Annotated in this window: 27 protein-coding genes; 11 read left to right on the forward strand and 16 right to left on the reverse strand. The window is 67.7% G+C overall.

Annotated features, from left to right (window positions below):
• Positions 1 to 23 precede the first annotated feature (23 nt).
• Both AC1DN0_RS08610 and AC1DN0_RS08615 read left to right on the forward strand, forming a co-directional pair.
• Entirely contained in the window at positions 24 to 1,796 is a 1,773-nt protein-coding gene (locus AC1DN0_RS08610; protein WP_441635495.1) for a FecR family protein, read from the forward strand.
• Complete coding sequence (locus AC1DN0_RS08615; RefSeq protein ID WP_477145653.1) at positions 1,786 to 4,200, forward strand: CHASE2 domain-containing protein; 2,415 nt, start codon at positions 1,786 to 1,788, stop codon at positions 4,198 to 4,200. The genes AC1DN0_RS08610 and AC1DN0_RS08615 overlap by 11 nt, the downstream gene beginning before the upstream one ends.
• A gap of 17 nt (positions 4,201 to 4,217) precedes the next feature.
• Here the strand turns inward: AC1DN0_RS08615 and AC1DN0_RS08620 are convergent, their stop codons facing one another.
• Positions 4,218 to 4,430 carry a hypothetical protein gene (locus tag AC1DN0_RS08620; protein WP_441635499.1) on the reverse strand — a complete coding sequence of 71 codons (213 nt, stop codon included), beginning with the start codon at positions 4,428 to 4,430 and terminating at the stop codon, positions 4,218 to 4,220.
• Positions 4,431 to 4,671: 241 nt separating this feature from the next.
• Here AC1DN0_RS08620 and AC1DN0_RS08625 point away from each other — a divergent pair, with 241 nt between their 5' ends.
• Positions 4,672 to 5,664 (forward strand): helix-turn-helix domain-containing protein, encoded by a 993-nt coding sequence (locus tag AC1DN0_RS08625; RefSeq protein WP_441635501.1) that lies wholly within the window; start codon positions 4,672 to 4,674, stop codon positions 5,662 to 5,664.
• 267 nt (positions 5,665 to 5,931) lie between these two features.
• Here AC1DN0_RS08625 and AC1DN0_RS08630 read toward each other — a convergent pair whose 3' ends face one another.
• The 7 genes from AC1DN0_RS08630 to AC1DN0_RS08660 form a co-directional block, all read right to left on the reverse strand.
• On the reverse strand, positions 5,932 to 7,500 hold the full coding sequence (locus AC1DN0_RS08630) for an amidase (RefSeq protein ID WP_441635513.1): 1,569 nt from the start codon (positions 7,498 to 7,500) through the stop codon (positions 5,932 to 5,934).
• Between the two features lie 213 nt (positions 7,501 to 7,713).
• The gene (locus AC1DN0_RS08635; RefSeq protein ID WP_441635503.1) at positions 7,714 to 8,232 is read right to left on the reverse strand and encodes a cytochrome C; all 519 of its coding nucleotides are present in this window, start codon (positions 8,230 to 8,232) and stop codon (positions 7,714 to 7,716) included.
• 1 nt (position 8,233) lies between these two features.
• On the reverse strand, positions 8,234 to 8,719 hold the full coding sequence (locus AC1DN0_RS08640; protein ID WP_477142955.1) for a c-type cytochrome: 486 nt from the start codon (positions 8,717 to 8,719) through the stop codon (positions 8,234 to 8,236).
• Positions 8,716 to 9,237: a methylamine dehydrogenase light chain gene (locus tag AC1DN0_RS08645; RefSeq protein WP_441635507.1), complete on the reverse strand. Its 522-nt coding sequence runs from the start codon at positions 9,235 to 9,237 to the stop codon at positions 8,716 to 8,718. Before AC1DN0_RS08645 ends, AC1DN0_RS08640 begins: the two co-directional genes overlap by 4 nt.
• A gap of 59 nt (positions 9,238 to 9,296) precedes the next feature.
• Complete coding sequence (mauD, locus tag AC1DN0_RS08650) at positions 9,297 to 9,884, reverse strand: methylamine dehydrogenase accessory protein MauD (protein ID WP_035875734.1); 588 nt, start codon at positions 9,882 to 9,884, stop codon at positions 9,297 to 9,299.
• Between the two features lie 7 nt (positions 9,885 to 9,891).
• Positions 9,892 to 10,494, reverse strand: a complete 603-nt coding sequence (locus tag AC1DN0_RS08655) for a MauE/DoxX family redox-associated membrane protein (protein WP_441635509.1) — start codon at positions 10,492 to 10,494, stop codon at positions 9,892 to 9,894.
• Positions 10,491 to 11,681, reverse strand: coding sequence for an amine dehydrogenase large subunit (locus tag AC1DN0_RS08660; RefSeq protein WP_441635511.1), 1,191 nt, complete (start codon positions 11,679 to 11,681; stop codon positions 10,491 to 10,493). The genes AC1DN0_RS08655 and AC1DN0_RS08660 overlap by 4 nt, the downstream gene beginning before the upstream one ends.
• Positions 11,682 to 12,101: 420 nt before the next feature.
• On the opposite strand from AC1DN0_RS08660, the gene AC1DN0_RS08665 reads away from it, so the two are divergent.
• Positions 12,102 to 12,278 (forward strand): hypothetical protein, encoded by a 177-nt coding sequence (locus AC1DN0_RS08665; protein WP_200876849.1) that lies wholly within the window; start codon positions 12,102 to 12,104, stop codon positions 12,276 to 12,278.
• Positions 12,279 to 12,299: 21 nt separating this feature from the next.
• Here the strand turns inward: AC1DN0_RS08665 and AC1DN0_RS08670 are convergent, their stop codons facing one another.
• On the reverse strand, positions 12,300 to 12,662 hold the full coding sequence (locus tag AC1DN0_RS08670) for a translation initiation factor Sui1 (RefSeq protein WP_441625877.1): 363 nt from the start codon (positions 12,660 to 12,662) through the stop codon (positions 12,300 to 12,302).
• 77 nt (positions 12,663 to 12,739) lie between these two features.
• Positions 12,740 to 13,744 (reverse strand): LysR family transcriptional regulator, encoded by a 1,005-nt coding sequence (locus AC1DN0_RS08675; RefSeq protein ID WP_441625879.1) that lies wholly within the window; start codon positions 13,742 to 13,744, stop codon positions 12,740 to 12,742.
• Between the two features lie 248 nt (positions 13,745 to 13,992).
• Here AC1DN0_RS08675 and AC1DN0_RS08680 point away from each other — a divergent pair, with 248 nt between their 5' ends.
• The 3 genes from AC1DN0_RS08680 to AC1DN0_RS08690 are packed head-to-tail and all read left to right on the forward strand — an operon-like array spanning position 13,993 to position 17,538.
• On the forward strand, positions 13,993 to 14,967 hold the full coding sequence (locus tag AC1DN0_RS08680; protein WP_441626072.1) for a Bug family tripartite tricarboxylate transporter substrate binding protein: 975 nt from the start codon (positions 13,993 to 13,995) through the stop codon (positions 14,965 to 14,967).
• Positions 14,968 to 14,992: 25 nt separating this feature from the next.
• Positions 14,993 to 16,501: a M81 family metallopeptidase gene (locus AC1DN0_RS08685; RefSeq protein ID WP_441626074.1), complete on the forward strand. Its 1,509-nt coding sequence runs from the start codon at positions 14,993 to 14,995 to the stop codon at positions 16,499 to 16,501.
• A gap of 38 nt (positions 16,502 to 16,539) precedes the next feature.
• A complete protein-coding gene (locus tag AC1DN0_RS08690; RefSeq protein ID WP_441625881.1) occupies positions 16,540 to 17,538 on the forward strand; it encodes a tripartite tricarboxylate transporter substrate-binding protein in 999 nt (332 codons plus the stop codon).
• Positions 17,539 to 17,581: 43 nt separating this feature from the next.
• Here AC1DN0_RS08690 and AC1DN0_RS08695 read toward each other — a convergent pair whose 3' ends face one another.
• The 3 genes from AC1DN0_RS08695 to AC1DN0_RS08705 form a co-directional block, all read right to left on the reverse strand.
• On the reverse strand, positions 17,582 to 18,448 hold the full coding sequence (locus AC1DN0_RS08695; protein ID WP_441625883.1) for an isocitrate lyase/PEP mutase family protein: 867 nt from the start codon (positions 18,446 to 18,448) through the stop codon (positions 17,582 to 17,584).
• A gap of 78 nt (positions 18,449 to 18,526) precedes the next feature.
• The gene (locus tag AC1DN0_RS08700) at positions 18,527 to 19,480 is read right to left on the reverse strand and encodes a tripartite tricarboxylate transporter substrate binding protein (RefSeq protein WP_441625885.1); all 954 of its coding nucleotides are present in this window, start codon (positions 19,478 to 19,480) and stop codon (positions 18,527 to 18,529) included.
• Between the two features lie 93 nt (positions 19,481 to 19,573).
• Positions 19,574 to 20,695 carry a TauD/TfdA family dioxygenase gene (locus AC1DN0_RS08705; protein WP_477145654.1) on the reverse strand — a complete coding sequence of 374 codons (1,122 nt, stop codon included), beginning with the start codon at positions 20,693 to 20,695 and terminating at the stop codon, positions 19,574 to 19,576.
• Positions 20,696 to 20,839: 144 nt separating this feature from the next.
• On the opposite strand from AC1DN0_RS08705, the gene AC1DN0_RS08710 reads away from it, so the two are divergent.
• Positions 20,840 to 21,730: a LysR family transcriptional regulator gene (locus AC1DN0_RS08710; RefSeq protein WP_441625889.1), complete on the forward strand. Its 891-nt coding sequence runs from the start codon at positions 20,840 to 20,842 to the stop codon at positions 21,728 to 21,730.
• A 63-nt stretch (positions 21,731 to 21,793) separates the two neighbouring features.
• Here AC1DN0_RS08710 and AC1DN0_RS08715 read toward each other — a convergent pair whose 3' ends face one another.
• Positions 21,794 to 21,922 (reverse strand): hypothetical protein, encoded by a 129-nt coding sequence (locus AC1DN0_RS08715; RefSeq protein ID WP_255350714.1) that lies wholly within the window; start codon positions 21,920 to 21,922, stop codon positions 21,794 to 21,796.
• Positions 21,923 to 22,467: 545 nt separating this feature from the next.
• On the opposite strand from AC1DN0_RS08715, the gene AC1DN0_RS08720 reads away from it, so the two are divergent.
• Positions 22,468 to 22,938 carry a hypothetical protein gene (locus AC1DN0_RS08720; protein ID WP_441625891.1) on the forward strand — a complete coding sequence of 157 codons (471 nt, stop codon included), beginning with the start codon at positions 22,468 to 22,470 and terminating at the stop codon, positions 22,936 to 22,938.
• Positions 22,939 to 23,004: 66 nt separating this feature from the next.
• On the opposite strand, the gene AC1DN0_RS08725 is transcribed toward AC1DN0_RS08720, so the two are convergent.
• Together AC1DN0_RS08725 and AC1DN0_RS08730 are read right to left on the reverse strand one after the other, a co-directional pair.
• Positions 23,005 to 23,724, reverse strand: coding sequence for a YceH family protein (locus AC1DN0_RS08725; protein WP_441625893.1), 720 nt, complete (start codon positions 23,722 to 23,724; stop codon positions 23,005 to 23,007).
• A gap of 155 nt (positions 23,725 to 23,879) precedes the next feature.
• Positions 23,880 to 24,380: a LysR substrate-binding domain-containing protein gene (locus tag AC1DN0_RS08730; RefSeq protein WP_441625895.1), complete on the reverse strand. Its 501-nt coding sequence runs from the start codon at positions 24,378 to 24,380 to the stop codon at positions 23,880 to 23,882.
• 49 nt (positions 24,381 to 24,429) lie between these two features.
• Here AC1DN0_RS08730 and AC1DN0_RS08735 point away from each other — a divergent pair, with 49 nt between their 5' ends.
• Positions 24,430 to 25,137, forward strand: a complete 708-nt coding sequence (locus AC1DN0_RS08735; RefSeq protein ID WP_441625897.1) for a Bug family tripartite tricarboxylate transporter substrate binding protein — start codon at positions 24,430 to 24,432, stop codon at positions 25,135 to 25,137.
• A 7-nt stretch (positions 25,138 to 25,144) separates the two neighbouring features.
• Entirely contained in the window at positions 25,145 to 26,257 is a 1,113-nt protein-coding gene (locus tag AC1DN0_RS08740; RefSeq protein ID WP_441625899.1) for a CoA transferase, read from the forward strand.
• Positions 26,258 to 26,327 lie beyond the last annotated feature (70 nt).

The following is a 26,327-nucleotide window of genomic DNA, read 5'->3' on the forward strand; positions in this document are numbered from 1 at the left end:
GGATAAGCAGGAAGACTGAGTTTATGAAGTGGTTCGAAATGGCGGCAGGCAGGAAGCGCGGCATCGCAGTGCGATCTGGCGAGGCGGGTGCGAAGGGCGCAATCGATGCAATCGGCGCAATCGGCGTGGCCGGATGGATTGGTGTGCTGGGGGCCGCGTGGCCGCTCGACGCCGCCGCGCAGGCAGCGGGCACAGAGGGCGCCAACTTTATCTATCTGGTTCGCCCGGGCGACACGCTCATCGGCGTGGCCGACCGTTTCATGGCGCAACCCGCCCGCTGGCGCGAGTTGCAGGCACTGAACAAGGTGGCGGACCCCTACCGCCTGCCGCCCGGCATGCGCCTGCGCATCCCGCTGGTCCACATTCCGGTCACCAACGGCACCGCCCGCGTGGTGTTTGTGACAGGGCCGGCCAGCGCGGATGGCCGCGAGCTGCAGGCTGGCATGGAACTCGCCGAAGGCGCCCGCATTGAAACCGGCGCAGGCGGCACCGTCACCATGGAACTGGGCGACGGCTCCCGCGTCACGCTGCCGCCCGCCTCCAGGATGGAAGTCAGCAGGCTGCGGGCCTTCGCCCGCTCGGGCCTGACCGACGCCGTGTTCGGCGTCGGTCAGGGCGAGGTGGAATCCCGCGTGGCGCCGCGCGGCACGGGCGTCGGGCGCTTCGAAATCCGTACCCCTTCGCTGGTGACTGGCGTGCGCGGCACGCGCTTTCGCGTTGGCACCGAGGCTGGCGCCAGCCAGAGCGCCGTGCTCGAAGGGCAAGTGCAGGCACGCTCGCGCCGTGGCCAGCAGGCGGTGGTGGGCGCCGGCTATGGCGTCAGCGTATCGCCAACGGGCGTGCTGGCGCGGCCGGCCGCGCTGTTGCCCGCGCCGGTGCTGGCGCCGCTGCCCCAGCCCCTGCTGGCCAGCCGCGCCACGGTGAGCTGGTCGCCGGTGGCGAAAGCCGCCGGCTACCGCGTGGTGGTCTCGCGCGATGCGGCCCAGACCGAGCTGCTGTCCTCCCAGACCGTCAGCGCCGAGCAAGCCGCGCTTGAGGACTTGCCCGAAGGCGAGCTCTACCTGGGCGTAAGCGCGCTGGATGCCACGCACCTCGGCGGCGCGGGCGTGGTGCTGCCGTTCGCGGTACGGCTCAACCCGCCCCCGCCTTTTACGCTGGAGCCCGAGCGCAACGGCACTGCGTACGGCGAGACGGTCACGTTCGGCTGGGCCGAGGTCGCCAGCGCGGCGCAATACGAATTCGAAGTGGCGGCCGACGCGGACTTCAGGCAGGGCGCCATGCAGGCGCGAAGCGCCGCGCCGTCGGCCAGCCAGGCGCTCGCGCCGGGCCGCTGGTGGTGGCGGGTACGCTCGCTTGACGCCGGTGGCCAGCCCGGTCCCTGGAGCGAGCCGGGGGCGTTCGCGCTGGAACCGTCGCCGCCGCAGCCGCGCCTGGAGGACGATGGCGGCGACACGCTGCGCATCGCCTGGCCGGCAGCCGGCGCCGCCGGCGCTGCGCAAGCCTACCGGCTGCAGATGGCGTCCGACGAAGCCTTTACGCAGATCGTGGCGGACGTGCGCACGGAAACGAACGAAGGCCGCTTGCCCCGTCCTGGCAGCGGCACGTATTTCGTGCGGGTGGGGCGTGAGGGCGCAGCGGCTGCCGCAACCAATGCCGCAACCAATGCCGCTACCGTTAGCCCGGCAGCGCGGCCGCACTTCTCCGCGCCCCAACGCATCGAGGTGAAGCAGTATGTGCGCGATGCGCAGGGCCAGCCCGTGAGCGCTGGCGGGCGTCTGCTCAATCGTGCCAACTAGCCTGGCCCGGCTGGCCGCGCGCGCCGGCTCGCGCGCGCACTCCGTGCGCCGTGTGTTGGCGCGCATCCTGGCTGGCTATCAGCGCCGCACGCTGATCGAGTGGGCCGTGCTGACGGCCGCGGTGCTGGCGCTGGTGGTGGCTTGCGCCGCATTCGGCTGGAGCGAGCGCGCCGACACGGCGGTCTACGACCTGTCTGTCGCGGCCCAGCATCACGCCCCCAGTGACGACATCGTGATCGTCACCATCGACGATCCCAGCATCTCCGCCATTGGCCGCTGGCCCTGGCGCCGCTGGGTGCTGGCCGACCTGATCGGGCGCATCGCGGCCGATGCCCCACGCGTGATCGGCGTCGACGTGATCCTCTCCGAGCCCGACCAGTTGCATCCCGAGGACGACCGCGCGCTGGCAGGCAGCATGGCGCGCGCGGGCAACGTGGTGTTGCCCGCGCTGGCCGAAGCGGGGCAGGATGGCCTGATGGTGCGCTATCCGCTGACCGGCCTGGGCGCCGGGGTGGGGCACATCAATATCGCGGTGGACCTCGACGGTATCGCCCGCCAGGTCTTCCTGCAGGAAGGGTTGCCGGGCCGGCAACTCAATCATTTCTCGGTCGCGATGGTCGGTTTCGGCGAGCCGCCGCGGCCGGTGTCCAGCTACCGGCACGACGACCAGGCAAATGACCTGGGCGCCGATGGCTGGATGCGCAACTACCGGTTGCGCATTCCATTTGCCGGGCCGCCCGGCACGTTCCGCCTGGTTTCGGTGCTCGATGTGCTGGGCGGCGCGCTGCCCGCGGATTTCTTCCGCGGCAAGTCAGTGCTGATCGGTGCGACCGCGAGCGGGCTGGGCGACGTGTTTCCCACGCCGGTATCCCGCAGCGGGCATGGCATGAGTGGCGTGGAAATCATCGCCAACGCCATGCAGACGCTGCAGAACGACAGCGCCATCGTCACCTTGCCCGCGCCGTGGTTCTGGCTATGCACCCTGCTGCCGGTACTGCTGGCGAGCCTCGCCTCGCTGGCGACGACGCCGCGCAACGCGCTGCTGGTCACTGCGGTGCTCCTGATTGGCTCGCTGGCCGCCAGCCTGCTGCTGGTGGTGCTCGGGCACCTCTGGTTCGCGCCGGCCAGCGCCCTGCTGGGTTGCAGCCTGTTCTACCCGCTGTGGAGCTGGCGGCGCCAGGAAGCGGCGCTGAAGTTCCTCACGGATGAGCTGGCGCAGCTGGAGCAGGAGCCGGGCCTGCTGGCCATGCCCGCCGGCGAGGGCGAATCCGGCCGCAATCTGGATACCCGCATGCGCGCGGTGTACCGCATGACCACCCGCTTGCGCGACCTGCGCCAGTTCCTGTCGGACGGGCTGGAAGGCCTGCCGGAAGCCACCGTGATCTGCGATCCGTCGGGGCGCGTGCTGCTGGCCAACCGGCGTGGCCTGCTGCTGGCGCCGCGCACGCTCGGGCCGCTGGCCGACATGAGCGCGCCGCGCCCCGGCATTCGCGAAATGATCGACGAAGTATTCGCCCAGCCCAAGGCAGGGCTGGACTATTGGGACCAGTTGCGCAGCGCTTTTGCCGACGGCGAGGCCGTCCACGCGGAGCCGGCGCAGGCCCCGCCCGGCGTGGAACTCGAAGCCCGCGGCGAACGTCCCATGCTGCTGCGCGGCGCACCGCTGCGCAGTGACACCGGCGGCGTGGCCGGCCTGATCGTCAGCGTCATCGATATCACCCAGGTGCGCGTGGCCGAGCGGCGGCGCGAGGAGTCCCTGCGCTTTATCTCGCATGACATGCGATCCCCGCAGTCCTCCATCCTCGCCCTGATCGACCTGCAGAACGAGCCCGGCCGGGCGCTGCCCGAGGCGACCCTGCTGGCCCGCATCGGCGAGCACGCCAGCCGCACGCTGGACCTGGCCGACGACTTTATCCGGCTGGCCCGCGCAGAGGCGCCGCACCTGAGCTTCGTCGAAGTCGACCTGGCCGGCGTGGTGCTGGACGCCACCGACGAACTATGGGCGCTGRCCAGCGCCGCGCGCATCGCGCTAAAGATCGAGTTGGAAGAGGAACAGACGCAGGTGGTGGCCGAGCCGGTGCTGCTGGTCCGGGCCATTGCCAACCTCGTCAGCAATGCGATCAAGTTCAGCCCGCCGCAGAGCACCGTGACGGTGCGCCTGTACCGCGTGCCCAAGGGGCTGGCGATCGATGTGGCGGACCAGGGCAGGGGCATTGCCGAGGAAGACCAGGGGCGACTGTTCCAGCCCTTCGCGCGTCTGCACGGCACCGGCCGCGACGCGCCCGCCGGCAGCGGGCTTGGCCTGGTGTTCGTCAAGACGGTGGTGGAGCGCCACGGCGGAGAGATCAGGCTGGTCAGCGCCACGGGCGCCGGCGCCACCTTTACCATCATCCTGCCCTGTTGAGCAGGGTGCGCCGGCGCTCAGCGCGGCGTGTTCGCGGCCGTATGCTGCCCAGCGTGGCTGGCGGCGGGCACGGTGGCGGTAGCGATGGCGCGGCTATCCATCTGCCGGACCTTGCGCGCAGCGCGCTGCTCGTTGTCGTCCTGCAGTGTGACGCACAGCACGGTGATCAGCGCGAACCCCACCATGCAAAGCGCGACGTAGCCCAGCAACTTGTTGCGATTGGATCCCATATCGATGCCCGCTTTGAATAGCGCCGCATTCTAGGCGGCCTTCGCCGCGGTTATTGTCAACAAATGCAAAGGTGGTTTCCGGGCAAACCCTGCCGTGGCGCCGGCTTGTTGCGCCGTGCATCGACGGCGGCCCGGGCCAGCTATACAATCGTTGCGCAGTCCCGCACCTGAAAGCCTTGGCGCGCGTGGCCATGCCAGGCCGGCGCCGATGGTGTTGATTGGCCCCCACAGGCTGCCGCCCATGCCCAGCAACACAGAGCCCCTCGACACAGGCGCCGGCGCGCGCCCGGTACGCCACCTGGTAGCCACCGAGGCAACCATGGCGGCAGGCGGTCTCGACGGCTGGCAGCAGCGCTACCAGCAACTCACGCCGGGGCGTTTCCTTGCCGAAGTGCAGCAGGCTACCTACGGCGACGTCCACGTATTCCGCGAACAGACCAACCAGGCCTTGCTGGAAGAGGGCGAGGCGCGGCGCGGCTATCTCTCCATTGCCCTGCCGCACCGCGAGTGCCAGGACGGCTGGTTCGCCGGCTACCGCATGAGCGGCGATACCGTGCTGCAGGCAGGCAATGGCAAGCCGCTGGCCATGCGCACGCCACCGGGGCTGGACCTGCTTGGCGTGACCTTGCCCTTGCCTGCGCTGGAGCGCGTGCTGGAACGCGAGGGGGAGGCCGGTCTGCTGATGCGCTTGCAGCCGGCTACCGAGGTGCGGCGTGCCGCTTCGGAAGAGTTCCGCGCGGCGATGCTGGCGGTGCTGGCCGCGGCAGCGGTGCAGAGCGACTTGTTCAATCAACGGTTTGTTGAAAGCGCGATGCGGGATGCTTTGCTGATGGCGGTGGTTTCCACCCTTGCGCATGACAGCGGTGATGCCTTGCTGCCTACGCCGCCGGCGCGGCGGCGGCTGGTTGCGCAGGCCTATGAGATGGTGCGGGCTGCGCCGGAGGCGCCCTGGAGCGTGCTGGCGCTGTGCGAGCGGCTCGGGGTTTCCCGGCGGACGTTGCAATACAGCTTTAACGAGGTTACCGGGCTGGCTCCGTTGGAGTTTGTGCGGGCGGTGAGGATGAATGGGGTGCGGCAGGCGTTGCGGGGGCGGCAGGCGGCGGAGTTGGAGGGGGTGGGGGCTGTGGCGGCGCGGTGGGGGTTTACGCATTTGCCGCGGTTTGCGGCGCAGTATCGGGCGTTTTTTGGGGAGTTGCCGTCGGTGACTGTTTCTAGGTCAACGTCAAAGGCTTAACTGCTTAACTGCTTAACTGCAAAGTCAAAGGCGGTTTCACCCCCCTGCGGGGGGCGACCTACTTTCTTGTCTTGCCAAGAAAGTAGGCAAAGAAGGCGCCCCATACGGCCTGGTACACCTTGACGGCTCGCTTCGCRTCGCGCTGGGGTGTGGACCGCCCTTGGGGGCGCTCCACACGGCTACACCGGGTCGTGATCTGGCGCCATCGCTCTTCTTTGCGCCGCCTGCGGGAGAGGACGGGCGCTGGCAGGAGTGTGATGTCTCGCTTTACCCCATCATCGCCGACGGCAGCCGCTTGCCCACCCAATCCCGCTCTTCTTCATAAGCCCGTGCCAGGCGCAACACCGACAGATCATCCCGCGGCCTTCCAATCAGCTGCATCCCCATCGGCAACCCCTGCGGCCCGAATCCCACCGGGACGCTGATCGCGGGGCATCCCGACAGCGTCCACGGGAACACCACTTCCATCCAGCGATGATAGGTATCCATCTCGCGGCCGGCGATCTGCTTCGGCCAGGGCTGGTTCACGTCGAAGGGAAACACCTGCGCGGTCGGTACGGCGATGTAGTCGAAATCCTTGAATACGCCGAGCAGTGCCTGATACCACGCGGTGCGTTCCATGCTGGCGGCGTAGATATCGCTGGCGCTGAGCTTGAGCATGCCTTCGATTTCCCAGATCGCGGCGTCCTTGAGCAGCGCGCGCTTGGCCGGGTCCTGGTAGAAGGCCAGCATGCCGTTACCGACCAGGAAATGACGGTGCACCAGCCACGTCTTCCAGAGCCGCTCGGGCGAGAACGGTGGCTTGATGGCTTCCACGCTGACGCCGAAGGCCGGRAAGGCCTTGAGCGCGTCTTCGCACAGCGGCAGGATGCCGGCTTCCATCGACAGGTAGCCATGCCAGTCACCCAGCCATGCCACGCGCTTGCCCTTGAGGTTGGTCTTCAGCGCGTCGGCTACGTTGGCGGGAGTGAGCGTGGCCAGCACGGGGTCTTGCGCCAGCGCTTGCGGTGTGCGCGGATCGGGCCCGGCTTGCGTGGCGAGCAGCAGGGCCACGTCGGCCACGGTGCGTGCCATCGGCCCTTCGTAGCCGAGTTGCTGGATAAAGACTTCGGCGGCCGGCCCGTAGGGCACGCGGCCGGCGGAGGGCCGCATGCCGTAGACGTTGCAGAAGCCGGCCGGGTTGCGCAGCGAGCCGCCGAAGTCGCTGCCGTCAGCTACCGGCAGCATGCGTAGCGATAGCGCCGCGGCCGCGCCGCCGCTGCTGCCGCCGGCGGTGCGGCCGGCGTCGAACGGGTTGCGGGTGGCGCCATAGACCGGGTTGAAGGTTTGCGAGCCCAGCCCGAATTCCGGCGTGTTGGTCTTGCCGATGAGCACCGCGCCGGCGGCGCGTGCGCGCTCTACGATGATGGCGTCCACGGTCGGTACGTTGTCGCGAAAGATCGGGGTGCCGAAGGTGGTGCGGATGCCGCGTGTGAGCGCCAGGTCCTTGGGCGCCTGCGGCATGCCGTGCATCCAGCCCGCAGGGCGTCCGGCGGCGAGCGCCTGGTCGCAGGCGGCGGCTTCCTGCAGCAGCACCTCGCGCTCGCGCAGCGCCACGATGGCATTGGCGCCGGGATTGACCCGCGCGATGTGGTCCAGATAGGCGGTCATCACCTCGCGGCTGGAAAGCTGGCGTGCATGGATGGCGCGCGAGAGCTGCCATGCCGGCATCATCACGATGGGGTTCGGGCCGCTTGCCGCCGGGCCGGGCGAGGACGCGCCGGATGCGTTCGATGCGCCGCCGCTGCCGGCGGGAGGCGCCGCGCTGGCCCCGCTTGCGGCTACGCCCGCTGCCATGCCGGCAAGCGTCGCGCCCGCGAGACGGCCTAGCAAGTCGCGCCGCGAGCGTTGTTCGGGACTGGCCGGCGCGGCGCCGGTGCCTGCGTCTTGTGGTTTGCCGCTATTGGTGGTGTTGCCAATGGGGTTCATCGTCTCATTCCTCGGTCTTTGTCCTTGTCCCGCGTCTCTGGCTTTTCCTGCCGCGATGATGCGCCTGGGTACGTGAGTCTGTCACATCGGCCGCGGGCTCGCGCGGGCGGTGGTGCCCGGCGTTGCCACAGGTGTTGCCGCAGGTGTTGCATCAGGCAGGGCAACGGCGCCGCCCAGGATGGCGGCGCGATGCGCGCTTACGTCGTCAAGCGGCTGGCGGCGGTAGCGTCCCACTTCCTCGGTGCTGAACGCGGCCACATCGCGGTGTCCGGTCAGCTCGGGCAGCAGCCAGTTCATCAGGCCGGCGATCTCGCTGTCGCTCAGCGCGGAGGCCGAGGTGCCGGGCACCTGGATCAGGAAGGCGCGGCCGGCCGGCGTGGCAAGCAGCAGCGGCGCGGTCTCGCGCATGTCGGGAATGCCGGCCCCGGGTTTGCCGCGGCCGTCGGGCTGGTGGCAGCCGGAGCAGTGCAGCAGATAGTTGTCGCGCGCGTGGCGCAGCTCGGCCTGCGCGCTCGCGGCGGCCGACAGCGTGGCCAGCGCCACGAATGCGAGGCCGCGCAGCGTGGCCGGACGCGAGGAGCGTGGTCGCGGCGATGCCATGTCATTGCCCCGCATCGCGCAGCTTGCGCACGGCGCCGGGGGTCTTGCGCTCGGCACGTGCGCGGGCCAGCGCATCGGGGCTCACCGCTTGCTCCGGTACGCCGTTGCTCGCGGCCAGCCAGGACAACACGGCGGCGAGCTCATCGTCGGGCAGGCTGGCGAAGCTGGGCATGATGCCGTTGAACGACTGGCCCTGCGACTGGATCGGGCCGGCGAGTCCATGGGTCAGTACATTGGCCAGATAGGTTTGCCCCGCCGGCGACGCCAGCCGCTCGCGCAGCGCGCCGGCCAGCGGGGGCGCCACGCCGGCAATGCCGGATCCGTCGGCATTGTGGCAAGCGGCGCAATGGGTGCCGAACAAGGCCTTGCCCTGATCGGCCAGCGAGTCGGCAAGGGCGGTGCCCGCGGGCGCTGCGCAAGCCATGCACACGGCCAGCAGGCGAGCGGGAACGGAGCGTGGCGGCAGCCACGGCAAGGACAGCTTCATTCCTGGACTCCGAGGATGATCGAGGTAGTGCAATGGAACATGGTGCTGTCGTTGCTCATGCACCAGTTGACATCGTTGTGCACGCCCAGCCGGTAGCCCGGCCGCTCGCGTTCGTTGGTATTGCATTCGCAGCGCCCGCAGGTGGTCTTGCCGCAGCAATCGTTGTAGCTGACCATGTAGTCCTTGCCGTCGGCCGGGTTGTGGCAGGTGCCTACCCACGAGACGCGGGAGGGCTCGGTGCCGGGCGGGCAGGTGGTGGAACTGCCGCCGCAGCACGAGCACAGGAAACCGTCCACGGCGCAGTATTTCCAGTAGTCGCAGGCGGTCTCGTCGTTTGCCTGCGGGCCGGCGGCCTTGCCGCCATGCGCGACCGCCGCATGCGCGCTGCGGTCGAAGGGCAGGACGGGCAATGCCATCGTGCCCACCATGACCTTGCCAAGCGTGGCCAGCATGCTGCGCCGGCCGGTGCGCTGCGCCGCGCGCCGCGTCTGGTGTTCGAAAAATCGGTCAAGCCACATTGCTTGTTTTCTCCTGCCTTCAGTCAGGTTCACTCGGGTTCAGTCAGGCTCAGCCGCATTCAGGCGCGCGTTTCCAGGAACTGCTGCACCGAGCCCACATTCAGGTCCATCGCGGTGAACAGGCTCTCCAGCTGCTCGCGCGAATTCACCAGGCCCTTGGCGCGCAGCGTGCCTTGCTCGTCCATCAGCACGCCATACGGCAGCTTGCCGATCTGCAGGTGCATGCCTAGCTCGGGCGACAGCACATAGGGGAAGGCTTCCAGCCCGGCCTGGCGCAGGAAGGCGAGGTGCTCCGGCTGCTCGCCGTCCGAGGCGAGCACCACGCGCAGCCAGCCGGCCTCGCTGGCCTGCATCGACTTCAGCACCGGCAGCAGCTTCTTGCACACCGGGCAGGTGGGCGAGAGAAAGAACAGCAGCGTGCTGCGCGGCTGCGCGCCGCCCACCGCAACCGGGCCGCCGCGCACGTCCCGCAGGGCAAAGGGCGGCAGCGCATCGCCCACGCGCGGGCCGGCGTCGATCACCAGCGCGCCCATCGGCGCGACCCGTTCGAACAGGATGCCGACCTGGCGGGCCAGCGCGTAGAAGCCGAACAGGAGCGCCAGCACGGCGATCCACAGCACGATATTGGCAATCACAAGGGCAGTCATGGCAGTCTCACGAGTAGGTTGAATGGGTGCGGCGAGAGGGCGCGGCGGCGCGATCGGCATTGACCAGCACTTGCGTGGCGCCGAGCCACAGCAACAGCAGCGCAAGCGCGCAGAAGCCGGCCGCCAGGTAGTCGAGCAAGGTGAACGCGCGCGGCGCCGCGTCCGCCGCCAGGCCGGCCGCCGTTGCCGCGGCCAGCCCCAGCACCGCGAGCAGTCCAAGGTTGCGCGCCAGCAGGCCCGGCGAAAGGCGCAAGCTGTCGGCGGCGCTGCCGCAGCCGCAGCGGATGTCGCGCCGGCCGCGCAGCAGGTTGATGCCCACCGCGCCGCTGGCGATCGCCACCACCAGGGCCGCCAGCAGCGCCGCGCCCGGCTGCAGCGGCGTGGCTACCAGCGCCGCCACGCTGGCCGCCTCGGCGCCGGCATAGGCCAGCGCCACCCAGCGCGACCATGCCTGCGGCATCAGCCGGTAAGCACTCACGGCGGCCTGGAAGCCGGTGAAGTCGCGCAGCTTGGGCCAGAGGGAATGCGCCAGCACCAGCGCGGCGGCGGCGGAGCAGGCCGCCACCATGACGGGATCGCGCAATACGTCGGAGATTTCGGCGGCGCTCATTGATGCAGCTCCAGTTGCACCGCGTTCTCCGCGACCTGGTCCAGGCGGGATATCGGCTTCAGTCCGCGGGCCGGGTCCAGTGACACCACGCCGGCCTTTGCCGCGTCCAGCACGTAGAGCGTTGGCTGGGAACCTTGCGTGATCGTGAGCGCCAGCGCGTTTTGCCCCGGCGCGCGGGCAACGCGCTTGCGCTGGGCCAGGTCGATGGTCCAGATCTCGGCGGCGGGCGACTTGTGCGATCCGTCCTTGGCGCGCGGATGCATGCCCAGGTACAGGCGGCCGGTGGCGGCGTGCAGCGCGAACAACTGGTAGCCGCCCGGCTTCCAGCCAGCCTTGCGGTCGGCGGCGTCGACCACGGGCCAGGGTTGCGCGAACGCTGGCGTCTCGTCCGAGAGGTCGGCGCTGTACACATTGCCGTTGAAGGACACGAAGGTCAGCGTGTTGCCGACGCGCTCGCTGTGCAGGAAGACCGGATCGGTATCGGGATCGAACATGCGCGCGCTGCGCTTTTGACCGCTGGGCTGGCCACTGGCGTCATGCGTCACCGTCAGCATGGTGCCGTCGCCGCACAGGGTGCGAAAGCGCAGGCTGGAAGCCTCCGTGGCAAACACGCCCCAGCATCCCGGGGTTTGCGCCTCCGCCACGAACTTGCCGGCCTGCAGGTCAACGATGCTGACCGTGGTGGCTGGCGTGGCGTTCTGCACGTAGAGGAAATGCCCGTCGGCGGACACGGTGGCGATGCCCCGGTAGTTCAGCGACTGCGCATGTTTGGGCGGGATCACGATCTCGCTGCGGTAGGCCAGCGTGGCGGTGTCATAGAGGCTGACCACGTCGGTGCGCTCGCTGCGCGCCAGCCGCGTGTAGAACGTGGAGATCACATACAGCGTGCGCCTGTCCGGCGACAGCACGCTTTGCCCGCCGAACGCGGTGGGTACCAGCCCGAGGTAGCGCATGCGCTTGCCGTCCACCACGTGCAGGCGCCCGTCCACCATGTGCTTGAACGCCACATCGGAGATATAGAGGCGGCTGTCGTCGGCGGGCGCCAGCGCCTGCACGGAAAGGGTTTCGGGCGGCAATTCGGCGGCGTTGGCGGCGGGCGCAGGCATGGCGAGCGCGCTCAATATCGCCGCTGCCGCCAGTCCCGTGCCCGGCCGTCGCGTGAAGGCCCTGGTGCTTACCTCGTTCACTTGCTGGCTCCTTGGTGCGCTTTGCAATGAGGCCAGTCTACGAACGCGCGTGGCAGGGGCGTTATCCGAAATCGGCAACCGCGGCACGGGGATATTCACCGATGCCGGCGGGCGATGGCTTGCCGCGGGACGCGCCTTCAGCGCCACAGCGGGTGCATGGCCGCCGGGCCGCCAACGTGGCTGCGCCCGCCGGCGGTGCCCGCCAGCCCGCCGCCGCGCGATCCTGCACCGCGGCTGTGCGCGGCCAGCCGCGCGGCGGGCTGGCGCACGGACGCAGGGCTATCCGTTTTCGGAAACGGAGCAGAATAGGCGGAGAGCGCGAAGGAGGCGAGGCAGAGACGCCGATGCGCAGGATGGCGCACCAGCCGGGGCCGCATTCGCCCGCCGTGCTACGATCCGCGCCTATTACGGAGAATGAAGATGTTTTTTACTTGCCAGAACCAGTCGTGCCAGACGCGTTGGGACCCCAAGGACGTGACGGTCAAGGACGAAGGCCAGGGCCCGCTGTTCCGCTGCCCAGTGTGCAATTCCCGCAACCCGGTCGTGCCCCAGCGCAAGGCCGACGGCAGCATCGTTTACAAGCAGCGCACCAGGTAAGCGGATCCCGCGGACTCTTGCTCAGCCACCGGCCCGCTTCACCGTCATGCCGCGCTGACGGAGTTTTTCCATCACCGTGTCGCAGTGGTCGCCCTGGATCTCGATCACGCCATCCTTGACGGTGCCGCCCGAGCCACAGGCGGCTTTCAGTTCCTTGCCCAGTTGCGCCAGCGCCAGCGCATCCAGCGCGATGCCGCGCACCAGCGTCACCCCTTTGCCCTTGCGGCCCTTGGTCTCCCGCGAAACCCGCACGATGCCGTCGCCCTGCGCGACCGGCCGGGCCTTGCCGCAGGTGCAGGCCGCCAGCGCATTGCCGCAGCCGGGGCACATACGGCCGTGTTCCGTGGAGTAGACCAGCGAGCTGGCGGGTTTTTGCTGTGACATGTCCGGGGTCCGGTTGGCGGGCTGGGCAGGCAGCGTACGGCAAGCGTGCGCGCGCTGCAAGAGGCGAGCGCCGCTTGTCACGAGCCGTTCGCCGGGTTCATCAATCCCGCATTGGCCAGCCACGCCGACGGATCCGCCGGCATCTCCGCCGCGTGCTGCAGGATGAAATCGCGAAAGGCGCGCGCCGGGGCGCGCGGCGCCAGCGCGCCATTCCACACCATGACCACCGGTTCCACCTGGCTTGCCAGCTTGAACGGCAGTACCGTGGCGAGATTCGCCGCCGCCAGTTGGGCGGCGATGCGCTCGGGGTACACGGCCAGGAAGTGCGCGGCCTGGAGCAGGTTGACCGTCATGGTCACGTCGCTGGTCCGGATGCCGCGCTCCGGCGGCGGCATGTCCAGCGCGCGGAATGCGGTGTGCAGGTGGTGCAGCATGCGCGCGCCATGCGCCGGAATGCACCACTGCTGGTCGGCCAGGTCCTGCGCGGTGATGCGCGCGCGCCCTAGCAGCGGATGCGTCGTGCTGGCGACGATGACCAGTTTCTGTCCGGGAATGATGGGCGCATGGCGCAAGTCCTTGCGCTCGAGGCGTGGGTCTTCGTAGGCAAACAACAGATCGAGCTCGCCTTCTTCGACCTGGCTGATCAGGTCCATGATGCCGCCATCGATCACGCTGATATCCACCCCTGGATTGCCCGCATGAAAGGCGCAGAGCAACTGCGCCAGTGCGGGCTGGACCGATGTGGTCCGGTAGGCCAGGCTCATCTGGCCTCGCGTGCCCGCGCGCACGGCTTGCAGGGACTCGGCCAGGCGGCTCAGTTGCGCCGTCACCAATGCCGCGCCGTCGATCATCTCCCGGCCGATGTCGGTGGCGCGCATGCCGCGGCGTCCACGTTCGAACAACGGCATGCCCACGATGGCCTCCACTTCGCCCAATGTCTTCGACACCGCCGCCGGGCTGATATGGAACCGTGCCGCGACTTCGGCCGCACTCTGCAGCTCGTCCAGCGCAAGGATGACGCGCAGGTGCCGGAACTTGAGTCGGGCGAGCAGGGCGTGAACGGGATGGACGGCGGGCGGCATGGGGGATTCCAAGGGAGATCTGCGGCGATAAAAAAGCAGGAAGACCTCGCCGCGGCATTAACCAGGTCATTAACCAAATGCTCAACAACTATCAATTTTAATTCGCTTTTGGTTGATTGTGGGCTCCTCTATAGTGAGCCATCGGAGTGCCGTCATGAGCACGCCTCTTCCCCGGCAGGCCTGCGTCGCGCCGCCGTTCCCGCGGCAACGGGAAGCACAAAGATCCAAGGTCAGGAGACAAGCAAGTGATCAAGTTCAGTGCAGCAGTCAAGGCGGCCATCGCCGGCGCCAGCCTTCTCTCCGCGAGTTTCGCGGCCCATGCAGCCTGGCCCGAGCGGCCGTTGCGGCTGGTCGTGCCGTTCCCCGCGGGCGGGTCCTACGACATCGTCGCGCGCACGCTGTCCCAGAAGCTGGGGAAGCGGCTCGGGCAACCCGTCATGGTCGAGAACATCGCGGGCGGCGCCACCGTGCCTGGCGTCATGTCGGCCCTGAAGGACAAGGCGGAGGGCTATACCCTGCTGCTCGCCAGCGATGGCTCGCTCAACATCAACCAGTACGTCATCAAGGGCCTGCGCTACAACCCGGACACCGACCTGACGCCGGTCACCATCCTGAACACGGTGCCGCACTGGATCGTCGCCCGCTCCGACCGCAAGGAGGGAAGCCTGACCGACCTGAAGGCGTATATCCGCAGCAACCCCGGCAAGGTCTCGATCAGCATCAACACGGTGGCCGGTGCGGCCCACCTGGGTCTGGCCAGCTGGAAGCAAAGCAACGGCCTGGACTTCACCATCGTTCCCTATCGCGGCTCGCCGCCGGCCATGGCCGATCTCATCGGCGGCCAGACCGACGCGCACGTCGACGTGATCGGTTCCTCGGCGGCCTATGTCACCGACGGCAAGGTCAAGCCCCTGGCCACGCTGCAGGGCCATGCCGTCACGCAGTTCCCCAGGGTGGAGACGCAAAAGGCCGATAGCCCCGATGCACTGCTGGTGCGCGCCAACCTGGCGCTGGTGGTGAGGACCGGCACGCCCCAGCCGATCATCGAGCGGTTGTACAGGGAGGTGAAGAGCAGCGTGGAAGAGCCTGACTTCATCGCACGCCTGCAGTCGCTGGCTTACGAACCCGTGCTGAGCCCGCCCGCGCAGGCCCGCAAATTCCTCCAGGCCGAGTCCGCCCGCTATGGCGCGATCGCGAAGGCAGTCAACCTCGATGCAAACTAAAGCCATGCAGCCCAAGGATAAGAAGATGCGCTTTGTCATTGCCCTGATGCGGCATGAAACCAATACTTTCTCCCCTATCGCGACGCCGCTCTCGTCGTTCTGCCGGGGCACGGGCGTGGATGGGCCGGTATCCGGCGAGGCTGCCATCCGCGCCTGCGAAGGCACCAACAATGCCGCCGCGGCCTTTATCGACATGGTGCGCAGCCAGGGCGACGAGTTCGTCATGCCGCTGCTGGCCAACGCGGTGCCGAGCGGCATCGTGACCGCCGAAGCGTTCGAATCGATGGCCGGGGCCATCGTGGCGGCGGTGCGCGAAGGCTGCGACGCCGTCATGCTCGACCTGCACGGCGCGATGGTGGCGCAGGGCTATCCCGATGCCGAGGGCGAACTGCTCAGGCGCATCCGTGCCGTGGCGCCTGGCGTGCCCATTGCGGTAGCGCTGGATTTCCACGCCAACTTCAGCGATACGCTGGTGGGCAATGCGACGGCCATCGCCGGCTACTGCACCTATCCCCACGTAGACGTGTACGAGACCGGCGCGCGGGCGGCGCGTACCTTGATGGCCGCGCTGCGCGGCGAGGCCACGCCGGTCATCCTGTCGCGCACTTTGCCGATGCTCACGCATATGCTGCGGCAGACCCCGCAGGACCAGCCCATGAAAGACATCATGGACCGCGCCATGGCGGCGGAGCGCGATGGCGAAGTGCTCAATGCCTCGGTGTTTGGCGGATTTCCGCTCGCCGATATCCCGCACGTTGGCCTGACCGTGGTGATCGTGGCCGATGCCGGGCGCGAACATGCCGCGCGCCAGTTGCTGGACGAACTGACGGCAATGGCCTGGGCACGCCGCGCCGACTTTGTTTTCCCGATCGAGCCGATGGCGGAGTCGGTGGCGCGTGCCAGGACGCTCGACGGCGGCCCCGTGGTGCTGGTGGACCATGGCGACAATTGCGGCGCCGGCGGCCCGACCGACCAGATGAGCGTGCTGGCCGAAGTGATGCGCCAGGGCCTCGACGATGTCGTGGCCGGCCCGTTCTGGGACCCGGCCGCCGTCGAACAGATGATCCGGGCGGGCATAGGCCAGCAGATCACGGTCGCGGTGGGCGGCAGGACCGACATGCCGGCGTTGCGCCTCAAAGGCCAGCCCCTGACGCTGACCGGGCGGGTGAAGTGCATTACCGATGGCAACTACCAGGTGACCGGGCCGATGTTTACCGGCGTACGGCTAAGCCTTGGCCGGGTCGCGGTGCTCGAGGCGGGCGGCGTCCTGGTGATGGTCTGCGAGAAGCCGCAGGAGCCGTTCGATACCGGCGTGTTCACGCATGCGGGCATCGACCTGGCGCGCAAGAAGTACATCCTGATCAAGTCGCGCCAGCACTTCCGCGCAGGGTTCGGCCCGATTGCCCGGCATATCGTGCTGGTGGCCGGACCGGGGGTTTGCAGCTCGGACTACAGCTTGTTTCCGTTCGAGAACCTCCGGCGGCCGATATATCCGCTGGAGCCGGACACGACGCTCGAGCCGGCCGCGGCATGACCCGGCACACCACACGGCACACCACACAGGAATCAGACATGCACAATCGCTTCTCTTGGCCTAAGCTGGCAACCGCGCTCGCGGCCGCCGTTGCCGTCGTCGCGGCAGGCGTGCCGGCTGCGGCCGGTGCCGCCAGCGCCGACACCCCCACACGCATCGTCATCGGCTTTGCACCGGGCGGAGCACTGGACGTGTTCGCGCGCACGGTCGCGGAAAAGCTGCGCGTCTCGCTCGGCGAAACCATTCTGGTCGAGAACCGGCCCGGCGCTTCAGCCCGGCTGGCGCTCGAATCCGTGAAGCGTGCCGCCCCGGATGGAAAAACCATCCTCATCTCGCCCGCGCCTCCGTTCACCATTTTTCCGCTGACCTACAAGCGGCTGCCCTACGATCCCGACAAGGATCTCGTGCCCGTCGCCTACCTGGCGGACGTGCCCCTGGTCGCCTCTGCCAGTGTCAGCCAGCCCTACAAGACGATGCCGGAGTACATCGCGTGGGTGAAACGCAATCCGGCATCCACCGGGTTTGGCCTGGTCACGCTGGGCGGCACCGTTCACTTCGGTGTACTCACGCTGCGCAAGGCCATCGATGTGCCGCTGACCCCGACGGCCTACCGTGGCGCGGCGATGATGTTGACGGATGAGATCGGGGGCACGCTGCCCATCGGCGTCGATGCGATAGGCGGCCAGATGGAACTGCACAGGGCGGGCAAGATCCGCTTTCTCGGCGTGACCGGCACGAAGCGCTCGGTATTGCTGCCCGATGTCCCGACGCTGCAGGAGGCCGGCGTACCGGGGTTCGACATGGCATCGGGCTGGTATTCCGCGTTTGTGCCCGCGGGCACGCCCGCGGCGACCGTGGCACGTCTGGAGAAGGCATTGCTGGACGCGGTGAAGGAGCCTGACGTGCGCGCCAGGATGGCGGCGCTCGGCATGGAGATGGCGGGACAGCCCGGCGCGCAAGCCCGCAAGACCATCCAGGCGCAGCGCGCGCAGTGGAAGCCCATCGTGGAGGCTTCCGGCTTTACGGCCGACGACTGATGCCAGGCGGAACCGGCCATCGCCCGGGAGATGGCCGCCGCCCTCACTCGCCGTAGCGCTGGCCCCGCGCGATCAGTTCCGGGGTGCCGATCACGGCATTCAGCCCGTCAAAGTCCAGCATGGCATCGCGCATCGGCGCGGTAGTGCCATGCTCAAGTAGCGTCGAGTAGTAATGCTTCATCTGCGCACCGAGGAAGCGCACGACGCCGCCAGGGAAGATCACGATCCGGAAGCCTTTGCTGCCGAGCGCGGCAGCACTCTGCACGGGTGTCTTGCCGCCTTCCACCATATTGGCAAGCAGCGGAATGCGTCCCGCGAAGCGCTCGCACACGAGGGCCATGTCTTCCTCGGTGCGCAGCGCCTCGATAAAGAGCGCATCGACACCGCACTCCACATAGGCCTCGGCGCGCTCGATCGCCGCATCGAGTCCTTCGATGGCAACCGCGTCGGTACGGGCAAGGATCAGGGTTTGCGGCGAGGTGCGCGAGTCCAGGGCGGCTTTCAGCTTGCCGCACATCTCGGCGGTGGAGACCACGCGCTTGTTGTCCAGGTGGCCGCACCGTTTGGGGAAGGTCTGGTCCTCGAACTGGATCATGGCGGCGCCGGCACGTTCTAGCGAACGCACGGTGCGGATGACGTTGAGCGCGTTGCCGTAGCCGGTATCGGCATCGACGATCAGGGGCACGTCGACGCGGTCGGTGATCCTGCCGACGATATCCGCCGTCTCCGTCGCGGTGGTCAGCCCCACGTCGGAGCGCCCAAGCTGGGTGTAGGCCACGGCGGCGCCGGACAGGTAGAGGGCTTCGAATCCCGCTTGCGCGGCCAGCAGCGCCGAGAACGCGTCATAGACGCCGGGCGCCAGCAGCACGCGCGGTTCGCGCAGGCGGTGTTCGAGCAACGGGGTGGTCATTGTATTTTCCAGGTGTGGCCGCGCATGGCGGCAGAGTCATCAGGCAACGTCATCAGGCTGCAGCTCCAGGCGACATTGTCAGGCAACCTTGGTATGGGTCACGGCGACTACCTTGGCCCAGCGGTCGATCTCCTTGCGCACGAACTGCGCGAAATCCTGCGCGCTGCTCCCCACCGGAACCAGTCCCTCCTTGAGCAAGCGCTGGCGCATGGCTGGCGACGCGACCGCCGCGCGCGCAGCCTTCTCGATTTGCCGGACCAGGTCGGGCGGCATATTGGCCGGGCCGAACAGGCCATACCATGAACTGTAATCGAAGCCGGGCACCACTTCGGCGATCGGCGCCACATCGGGGAACGCCTGCAGCCGTTGCGGCGTGCTGACGGCGATGGCCTTGAGCTTGCCCGCGCTCAGCAAGGGCTGAACGGTGGCGACATTGCCGAGCAGCAGGTCTGCCTGGCCGCCGACCACATCGGCCACGGCCGGCCCCGCGCCCTTGTACGGCACGCTGACGATATCGACTCCGGCTTCGGCTTTCAGCATCTCGCCCGCGAGATGGTTGGCGCTGCCCACGCCCGCCACCGCCAGGCTCAGGTGGCCGGGCTGCGCCTTGGCCAGTGCGATCACGTCGCGCAGGTTGCCGGCCTTGAGCGAGGGCCGGGCGACCAGGATCAGCGGAGAGCTGGCGATCAGGCTGATGGGCGTGAAATCCTTGAGCGTGTCGAACGGCAGCTTCTGGAACAGCGACGGGTTGATCGCATGGCTGGTATAGCTCAGCAACAGCGTACCGCCGTCGGGCTCGGCCTTGGCCACCGCACCCGCCGCGATATTGCCGGCGGCGCCCGGCTTGTTGTCGACGATGAAGGTGCGCCCCAGCCGGCTTTCCAGTTCCATCGCAAGCGAACGCGCCACGATGTCGGTGCCGCCGCCCGGCGTTGCGCCGACCAGCAGCTTGGTCACGGTGGTCGCCGCCCTCAGGTCGGGCGGGATCAGCAGGGCCGCGGACAGCAGCGCCAGGAAGTCGCGTCGTTGCATGTTGTCTCCATCTCTTGCTTGTCGTTATAGTGCGTCGGCGGGATCGAGCCCGCCGCGTGGGGCGTGTTTGCTACTTGCTACCTGGCGGCAGGATCAGTCCGCCATTGCCGATGCTGGCGCCGGCACGCCGGGCGTCCATGCCCGCAACGGCATGCCCATCGCCGCAGCCTGCCGCGCTTCGAACACGGCAAACGCTTCCGGCCGCGYGGCGCCGCGCAGGCCGCCCCTGACCGCGCCGGCACGCACGTCGTCAAAATACTCGGCCCAGTCATCGGGCAAGGCCTGCGCCGACGGCACGGCCAGCCACAGCCGCAACAGATGGCGCTTGCGGTCCATCTCCTCGTAGTCCTCGAAATGGGTCCGCGAGTGCACCGTCACGTAGTTGTTCAGCAATTGCATGTCGCCGGGTTCCAGTGACATCGAGAAGCAGAGTTGCGGGTCCGTCAGCAGTTCGTCGAGCAGGTCCAGCGCGTCTTGCTGCGGGCCGGTCAGGCGAGGCACGGTGTCGAAGTCCGCTTGCGCGGCGACGATATTCTTCCGGTTGGTGCGGAACGCAAAATGGTCCGGGTGGTTGCCCAGGATGGACAAGCCGTAATACGGCGGCTGGGCCGGATCCTGCGCGCCCTGATAGCTGAAGTAGAAGCGCTGGCGCAGCACCGGCTCCAGGTCCGGCCGCCTGCGCCGTACCTCGTCGCGCAATGCGATCGAGCTGACCACCTTGCTCTCCCCGCCGCTCCTGGCCGCCCGGCGGCACAGCAGGGCAACCACGTCGCTGGAGTCCGTGTGGAAGTCCAGCGCGGCATTGGTGTTGTAGCCGCGCCCGTTCCTGGTCTTGTAGGCCGCGCCGATATCGCGCACATCATTGAGGAATTCGCTGGCGCGGTTCTGCGTGCGCGCCACGCCCATGTGCAGGCCCATGCACCAGTAGGCCAGGCGCGTGTCGTCCTCGGTCCACTTGTCGACCGGAAAGCCCTTGAGCAGGCACATGCCCCACCGGCCTTGCGTGGCGGCGATGGCCCGGTCCAGCGCTGCCCGCGCCGCGGGGCTGAGTGGAAAGTCCTCCTGCGCCAGGTCGAGAAAGGCCTTGCCGGTGGCCTTGGCATGCGCCAGCGCGGTGTCGAAACTGGCCACCTCATCGGCCGACAGGCGTTGAATCCACGAGGTATCTTTTTGCGCATCCGGGGCATGCCAGGCGGCGGGGCTGAAGGCGGTCATGGCGGGTTTGGTCTCCGTTTGATGGGTATCGCTGGCGCAATCGCAGCGGTCTTGCCGATCTTGCGTTGTGCCCTGAGACCAGTCTAAGCTGCGCGAGAGCCAAGAAATAGTGATGAAAATTCGCGCCTTACATAAGGAATCTTGATGAAGCTCGAAGCGTTCTCCACCCTCCAGGCGGTGATCGAGGAGGGCTCGTTCGCCGCGGCCGCGGCGGTGATGCATCTCACCCCCAGCGCCGTGAGCATGCAGATGAAGCAGCTGGAGCAGTACGTGGGCCAGACGCTCTTCGACCGCTCCGGCCTGCAGGTGCGCCCGACCGCGGCGGCCGTTGAGGTGGTGGCAGCGATGCGCGACGGGCTGCACCATCTCAATGCCTTGCGGCGACGCACGTCGGTCGCCATCGAAGGCACCTTGCGCCTGGGGATGATCGAATCGATCCAGCCGGTGCTGTTGCCCGGCACCATGCGCTACTTGAGGGATCGTTACCCGCGCCTGGCGGTGCGGCCCATACGCGGGCGCAGCGCGGGATTGATGGATGCCGTCAAGGCTGGCCAACTCGATGCGGCGGTGGTGGCCCAGCCCGAGAAAGGCCGCCTGGCCAGCCTGCGCTGGCATCCGCTCACGCAACGGGAAATCGTGCTGGTGGCCCCACCGGGGGAGCGCCCGGATTCGGCGGAGGCGCTGCTGCGCAGGCATGACTGGATCCGCTACGACCGCGGCACGGCCACCGGCGCAATGGCTGCGCGCTATGTCCACGCCCGCATGCCCGATAAGCGCAGCACCCTGGAACTTGACACCGTGCCCGCCATCGTCGCCATGGTCAGCGCCGGGCTTGGCGTCTCGCTGGTGCAGTTGATGGATCCCGGTATCTGCCAGATCTATCCGGTGCGGATCGTGCGGCTGGGTGCCGACGCGCCTACGCTGCGGATCTCACTGGTCATCCGCAAGGCCGACCAAGACAGCCGCCTGCTGCTGGCGCTGCACGAGGCCATGACCGCAACGCTGGGCGGGCGTTCCGCCTATGCGGCAATGTAGATTGCGGGCAATGCGCCATGTCCATACATTATCGGCATGGCCGAGGCGCCGCGTGGCCCCGGACTAGCGGGCGGCGGGACTGCCGTAATACGCGCCGGTGCGGGGGTTGGATACGATATAGGTATTGCGCCTGGCCCAGGTCTGGGCAGCCATGAAGACTTCCGGTTCGCGCTGGCTCCAGTCACTCGTCATGAGTGGCGTGGCCTCCTGCTCCGTAGTCGCGTACACAACGGCCTGGTGAAGGGCGGCCCGGCCCTGGCTTCCCGGAATCGTAATCGTGCGAATCGTCACGCGCATCGTCAACGGCCTCAACGTGTTTGGACTGCAAATTATCGCTGCCTTCAAACGACACTATTGTGACAAGTAGTGTGCCCGGCTGCAGCGCCAATATGGTGCCTGCAATGAGGCGCCTGGCGAAGCCGCGGCAGTTCTGGTTTGCGGCGTCGCCGTTGATCTGGAGCGGCTATTCACGATCATACGCCGCAAGTCCTTGCCGAGCCAATGTCGACTGTTGTGGCGTTTATACAGGTCTGCGAGCGCTGCTTGCGTCACAAGCGTGTGATAGCCTCCCGCTGGTTTCCTCCACAAAGGCGGTTGCCAGGACGCCTGATCCCGTATTCCTTGCGGACCTGCTGCCAGGCTGCCATCGCTTGAATGCCGTAGTTCCACCTTGCCCAAAAAACATGATGCAACTTAGTCCGGTCCGCCAGGCTTCCGAGCCTGTCAGCAGGTTTCGCATGCGGTACGCGTTCTTCTGCCTGAAATGGGCCGTCGCCCTTGCGATTCCCCTGGGCCTGCTGCTTTCGCTGCGTCCGGGTATCGAGTCATCATGGACCGCCATTTTCCTGGTGGGCCTTTACATAGGCCTTCCGATCGGCTTTGGAATGGCGGTACTGGCGTGTATCGGCTTTACCATTGGTGGCGTATTTGCCGGGTGGCTGGAGAGCAGCGAAGATGCGCAGCGGCTTTGGCTTCGCGTCAAGTTCGTGTTGCTGACGCTGATCGCGCTGCCGGTCACGGCGTTTGCTATTTACTGCGTATGGCGCGGCTTCGCCGAGCACAGAATCCTGGCGCTGTCTCGTAGTGGCACGCTGATCTCTCCCGAGAGCCATCCGGTTTTCTTCTGGGTCAGTTTTTGCGGATGGGGGTGGCTGGCAGTCGGGATGCCTGTCCACGTCTATCGCCGGGCGAAAGCGGTCTTGGGCTAAGCCGGTCCGTCTCGGATTCGCGGGACGGAGCCCGGCATTCATGTCACGGACGCCGGGTCCCTTGGGCTATAGGCCGTTCTTGTCGAGCGATATCCCCAATTCGCCAGCCATGCGCTCAACCAGCGCCTGCAGCCGTGCCACCTTCTCGGCCAGCTCCTTCTGCTCGGCCTTCAGTGCCTCGAACTCCGAAGGCGGGACCGACTCGTCGGTGGCGCTGCGCTCTGGCATATCGTCGAGGCTGACTTCGCCGCAGAGCAGGTGCATCCAGCGATGCTCGCGCCCGCCGGGCGCGCGCGGCAGCTTCACCGCAAAGGGAGGCTCGGCGGAGGCGAGTTCTTCCAGGAATACTTCGACCGACGAGATATCGGCAAAAGCATGCAGGCGCGCGGAGTTCAGCCGCAGTTCAGCCGCCGTCTGCGGACCCCGCAGCAGCAGCGTGGTGAGCAGCGCGACCGACTGGCTTGGGATGCCCAGCACGCGCTTCATGTTTTGCTCGAAGCGCGGCACGCGGCTGCTGCTGCCTTCCATCGCCAGGCTCAGGCGTTTCAAGCCATCGATGGCGGTAAGGATCTCGGCCTCGCTGGCATTCATCACCGGGGAGCGCGCGGTTTTCTGGTTGCAGCCCGAGGCCAGTGCATTGAGCGACAGCGGGTAGGTGTCCGGCACCGTGTGCTGCTTCTCGACAAGTACGGCCAGCACGCGCCCTTCAAGCTGGGTCAGGGAACGGATGGCTGGGCGCGCGGGGGTGTCGGGAGTGTCGGGAGTGTCGGAATCGGAGGTGGTCATGGGTGGCATCGCAAGGTGAAGCTGCTTGCTCGAGCCCGATCGTGAGTCAGTCTGGAGCGCTTTGTCTGGTGGCCATATGATATCCGGTCGGAAGCCGGGTGCCGGGCGATCGGTGCGGTCAACGCTGCCTTGCCGTTTGACGCGGGATTCCTGCGCTATGGATTTCCCGCGTCCCGCAGGGCTGTGGCAATCAGCGTAACGGCTGGTGACGCCGTATCCCGCTGGGTGATGAACACCATCCGCCCGGAGGCGAAAGGCGTGCGCAGCCGTACCTTGCGCACCATCGACATCGCGCTGTAGTGCCGTACGGCGCTGTCCGGCGCAACGGCCAGGAAATCACTCGTGGCCACCATCGACAAGCTGCTGTGGAATGAGATCGATTCGATATGCGGCACGGGCGGCAGCTGGCCGTCGTCGAGAAACGGCTGCTCGAATATCTCCCGGGTGTGCGTGCCGCGCGGCGGCAGTATCCACGGGCTTTCGCGCAATGCCGACAGGCTTACCTCGCGGCGCCGGGACAGCGGATGGTCCGGGGCGCATGCGATTGCCAGGTGCTCGTCCCACAGCGGCGTGATGTCCAGGCGTTCCTGCCACTGCTCGGGATGACCGGTTTCAAGCCGCCCCACCACGCAGTCGAGGTCACCCCGGGAGAGCATGCCGAACAGTCCGCTAACGGTGTATTCCCGCACTTGCAGGCGCGGCAGGATGCTGCTGGGCGCCTCGACGCATGTCGCGCAAAAGCTGCTGCAGCCGGCAGTCAAGTTCGACCCTGCAACATTCACCCACGTGATCCGCATCGGCATCAGCCCGGCCGTGCTTGTCGTGGGCACGAATTCTCCGTACCGCACGGTGGCGGACCTGGTGGCCGCCGCGCGTCGCTCGCCCGGCTCGCTGAACTACGCATCGGGCGGCGTGGGCTCCGCCGCGCATATCTCCGGCGCGGCATTCGCGTCGGCGGCAGGCATCGACGTGGTCCATATTCCCTACAAGGGGTCGGTGGAGATCGTGCCCTCGCTGATCAAGGGCGATACGCAGTTCGGCTTCCCTGTGGCAGCCACCGCGGTGCCGCAGATCGCCAACGGCAAGGTGCGGGCGCTCGCGGTGACCTCGGCGCACCGGATTCCCACGCTGCCCCAGGTACCGACGCTGAATGAAGCGCTCGGCCGCACCAATCTGACGCTCGACGCCTGGAGCGGCATCTGGGCTCCCGCGAACCTGCCGAAGCCGCTGGTGGCGCGCCTGCACGGCGCCATGCTCAAGGCGCTGGCGGATCCGGAGTTGCGCCGCTTCTACGCCGAGACGGGCGCTCTGGTCGACCCGAGCCCGACGCCGGAAGCCTTCTCCCGCCTGATCGCCGAAGAAACCGCCAGGATGCGGCAGGTGATCGACAAGAACCACATCACCATTGAATGAGCTTGCCATGCCTAACACCGCTACCCATGCGTTCAGCCCGCTCGCCGGTATCCGCGTGCTCGATTTCTCGCACGTCATCGCCGGTCCTTTTGCCACCTTCCTGCTTGCCCAGCTGGGTGCCAATGTCACCAAGGTCGAAAACGCCAATGGCGGCGACGTCATGCGCCGCGCCGGCCGGGGCCGCGAGGGATTTGTCGCGCTCAACGCGGGAAAATCCACGCTTGCCATCGACCTGTCCGGCGAGGAAGGCCGGCAACAGGCGCTGAAGCTGGCAGCCTCCTGCCATGTCTTCGTCGACAACCTGCGGCCCGGCGTGCTCGAGCGCTTCGGCCTGGGCTTCGAGGCGGTGCGCGCACGCAACCCGCGCGTGGTCTACTGCAGCATCTCCGGCTTCGGGCGCGGCGCGCCGGACTGGAAGGACCGGCCCGCCTACGACCATGTGGTGCAGGCCGCTACCGGCATGGCGTTCATGGCCGGCAACGAAGGCGATCCGCCGATCAAGACCGGCTTCCCGGTGATCGATTCCGCCACGGGGTTGCTCGCCGCCTTTGCCATTCTCGCCGGCGTGCGCGAGAGCGAGCGCACCGGGCGCGGCATGCTGCTGGATATCTCCATGGCCAGCGCCGGCATGCAACTGATGTATCCCATGACCTGCGACGCGCTCACGCGCGGCGCCACGCCTGCCAGGCAGGGGAACCAGGGCTACTCGGGCAGCCCCTCGGCCGATTTCTTCCGCACGCGGGACGGTTGGCTGGCCATCGGCGCGAATACGCCAAGGCAACTGCTGGCATTGCTGGAGGCGCTCGGGCTTGGCTATCTCGCCAGAGACCCCGCCTTGTTCAACCCGCAGCTGGAGAGCAGCGATCTGCCTGCCTTTGTGCGATCGCTGGATCCAGCGGCGCTCAAGGATGCGCTGGCTGCCGTGCTGGCCGATGGCAATGCCGCGGAGCTTGAAGTGCGGCTCAACGCTTGCGGAATCCCGGCCGCGCGCTTGCGCAATATCGCCGAGTTCGCCGCCGAGTCCATGGCCAACGGCAGCCTGGAAGCCGTCGAACTGCGCGACGGCGAAGCTGCGGTGCTGTCACCGGGGCTAGGTTTCCGGGTGCGTTCCGGCGCCTGATCCATCTCGCCTTGCCGCGAGCGGAGCTGATGAGCGCGCAACCGGCGGGCGAGCATGGCGCGAGCCCGTT

It is taken from the genome of Cupriavidus sp. 05N39 (assembly GCF_056397325.1).

Coding starts and splice junctions, on each gene's coding strand:
- AC1DN0_RS08610 (WP_441635495.1), top strand. CDS start 24: ATGAAGTGGTTCGAAATGGCGGCAGGCAGGAAGCGCGGCATCGCAGTG.
- AC1DN0_RS08620 (WP_441635499.1), bottom strand. CDS start 4,430: ATGGGATCCAATCGCAACAAGTTGCTGGGCTACGTCGCGCTTTGCATG.
- AC1DN0_RS08625 (WP_441635501.1), top strand. CDS start 4,672: ATGCCCAGCAACACAGAGCCCCTCGACACAGGCGCCGGCGCGCGCCCG.
- AC1DN0_RS08635 (WP_441635503.1), bottom strand. CDS start 8,232: ATGGCATCGCCGCGACCACGCTCCTCGCGTCCGGCCACGCTGCGCGGC.
- AC1DN0_RS08640 (WP_477142955.1), bottom strand. CDS start 8,719: ATGAAGCTGTCCTTGCCGTGGCTGCCGCCACGCTCCGTTCCCGCTCGC.
- AC1DN0_RS08645 (WP_441635507.1), bottom strand. CDS start 9,237: ATGTGGCTTGACCGATTTTTCGAACACCAGACGCGGCGCGCGGCGCAG.
- mauD (WP_035875734.1), bottom strand. CDS start 9,884: ATGACTGCCCTTGTGATTGCCAATATCGTGCTGTGGATCGCCGTGCTG.
- AC1DN0_RS08655 (WP_441635509.1), bottom strand. CDS start 10,494: ATGAGCGCCGCCGAAATCTCCGACGTATTGCGCGATCCCGTCATGGTG.
- AC1DN0_RS08665 (WP_200876849.1), top strand. CDS start 12,102: ATGTTTTTTACTTGCCAGAACCAGTCGTGCCAGACGCGTTGGGACCCC.
- AC1DN0_RS08670 (WP_441625877.1), bottom strand. CDS start 12,662: ATGTCACAGCAAAAACCCGCCAGCTCGCTGGTCTACTCCACGGAACAC.
- AC1DN0_RS08675 (WP_441625879.1), bottom strand. CDS start 13,744: ATGCCGCCCGCCGTCCATCCCGTTCACGCCCTGCTCGCCCGACTCAAG.
- AC1DN0_RS08685 (WP_441626074.1), top strand. CDS start 14,993: ATGCGCTTTGTCATTGCCCTGATGCGGCATGAAACCAATACTTTCTCC.
- AC1DN0_RS08690 (WP_441625881.1), top strand. CDS start 16,540: ATGCACAATCGCTTCTCTTGGCCTAAGCTGGCAACCGCGCTCGCGGCC.
- AC1DN0_RS08695 (WP_441625883.1), bottom strand. CDS start 18,448: ATGACCACCCCGTTGCTCGAACACCGCCTGCGCGAACCGCGCGTGCTG.
- AC1DN0_RS08700 (WP_441625885.1), bottom strand. CDS start 19,480: ATGCAACGACGCGACTTCCTGGCGCTGCTGTCCGCGGCCCTGCTGATC.
- AC1DN0_RS08710 (WP_441625889.1), top strand. CDS start 20,840: ATGAAGCTCGAAGCGTTCTCCACCCTCCAGGCGGTGATCGAGGAGGGC.
- AC1DN0_RS08715 (WP_255350714.1), bottom strand. CDS start 21,922: ATGACGAGTGACTGGAGCCAGCGCGAACCGGAAGTCTTCATGGCTGCC.
- AC1DN0_RS08720 (WP_441625891.1), top strand. CDS start 22,468: ATGCGGTACGCGTTCTTCTGCCTGAAATGGGCCGTCGCCCTTGCGATT.
- AC1DN0_RS08725 (WP_441625893.1), bottom strand. CDS start 23,724: ATGACCACCTCCGATTCCGACACTCCCGACACTCCCGACACCCCCGCG.
- AC1DN0_RS08730 (WP_441625895.1), bottom strand. CDS start 24,380: ATGCTCTCCCGGGGTGACCTCGACTGCGTGGTGGGGCGGCTTGAAACC.
- AC1DN0_RS08735 (WP_441625897.1), top strand. CDS start 24,430: ATGCTGCTGGGCGCCTCGACGCATGTCGCGCAAAAGCTGCTGCAGCCG.
- AC1DN0_RS08740 (WP_441625899.1), top strand. CDS start 25,145: ATGCCTAACACCGCTACCCATGCGTTCAGCCCGCTCGCCGGTATCCGC.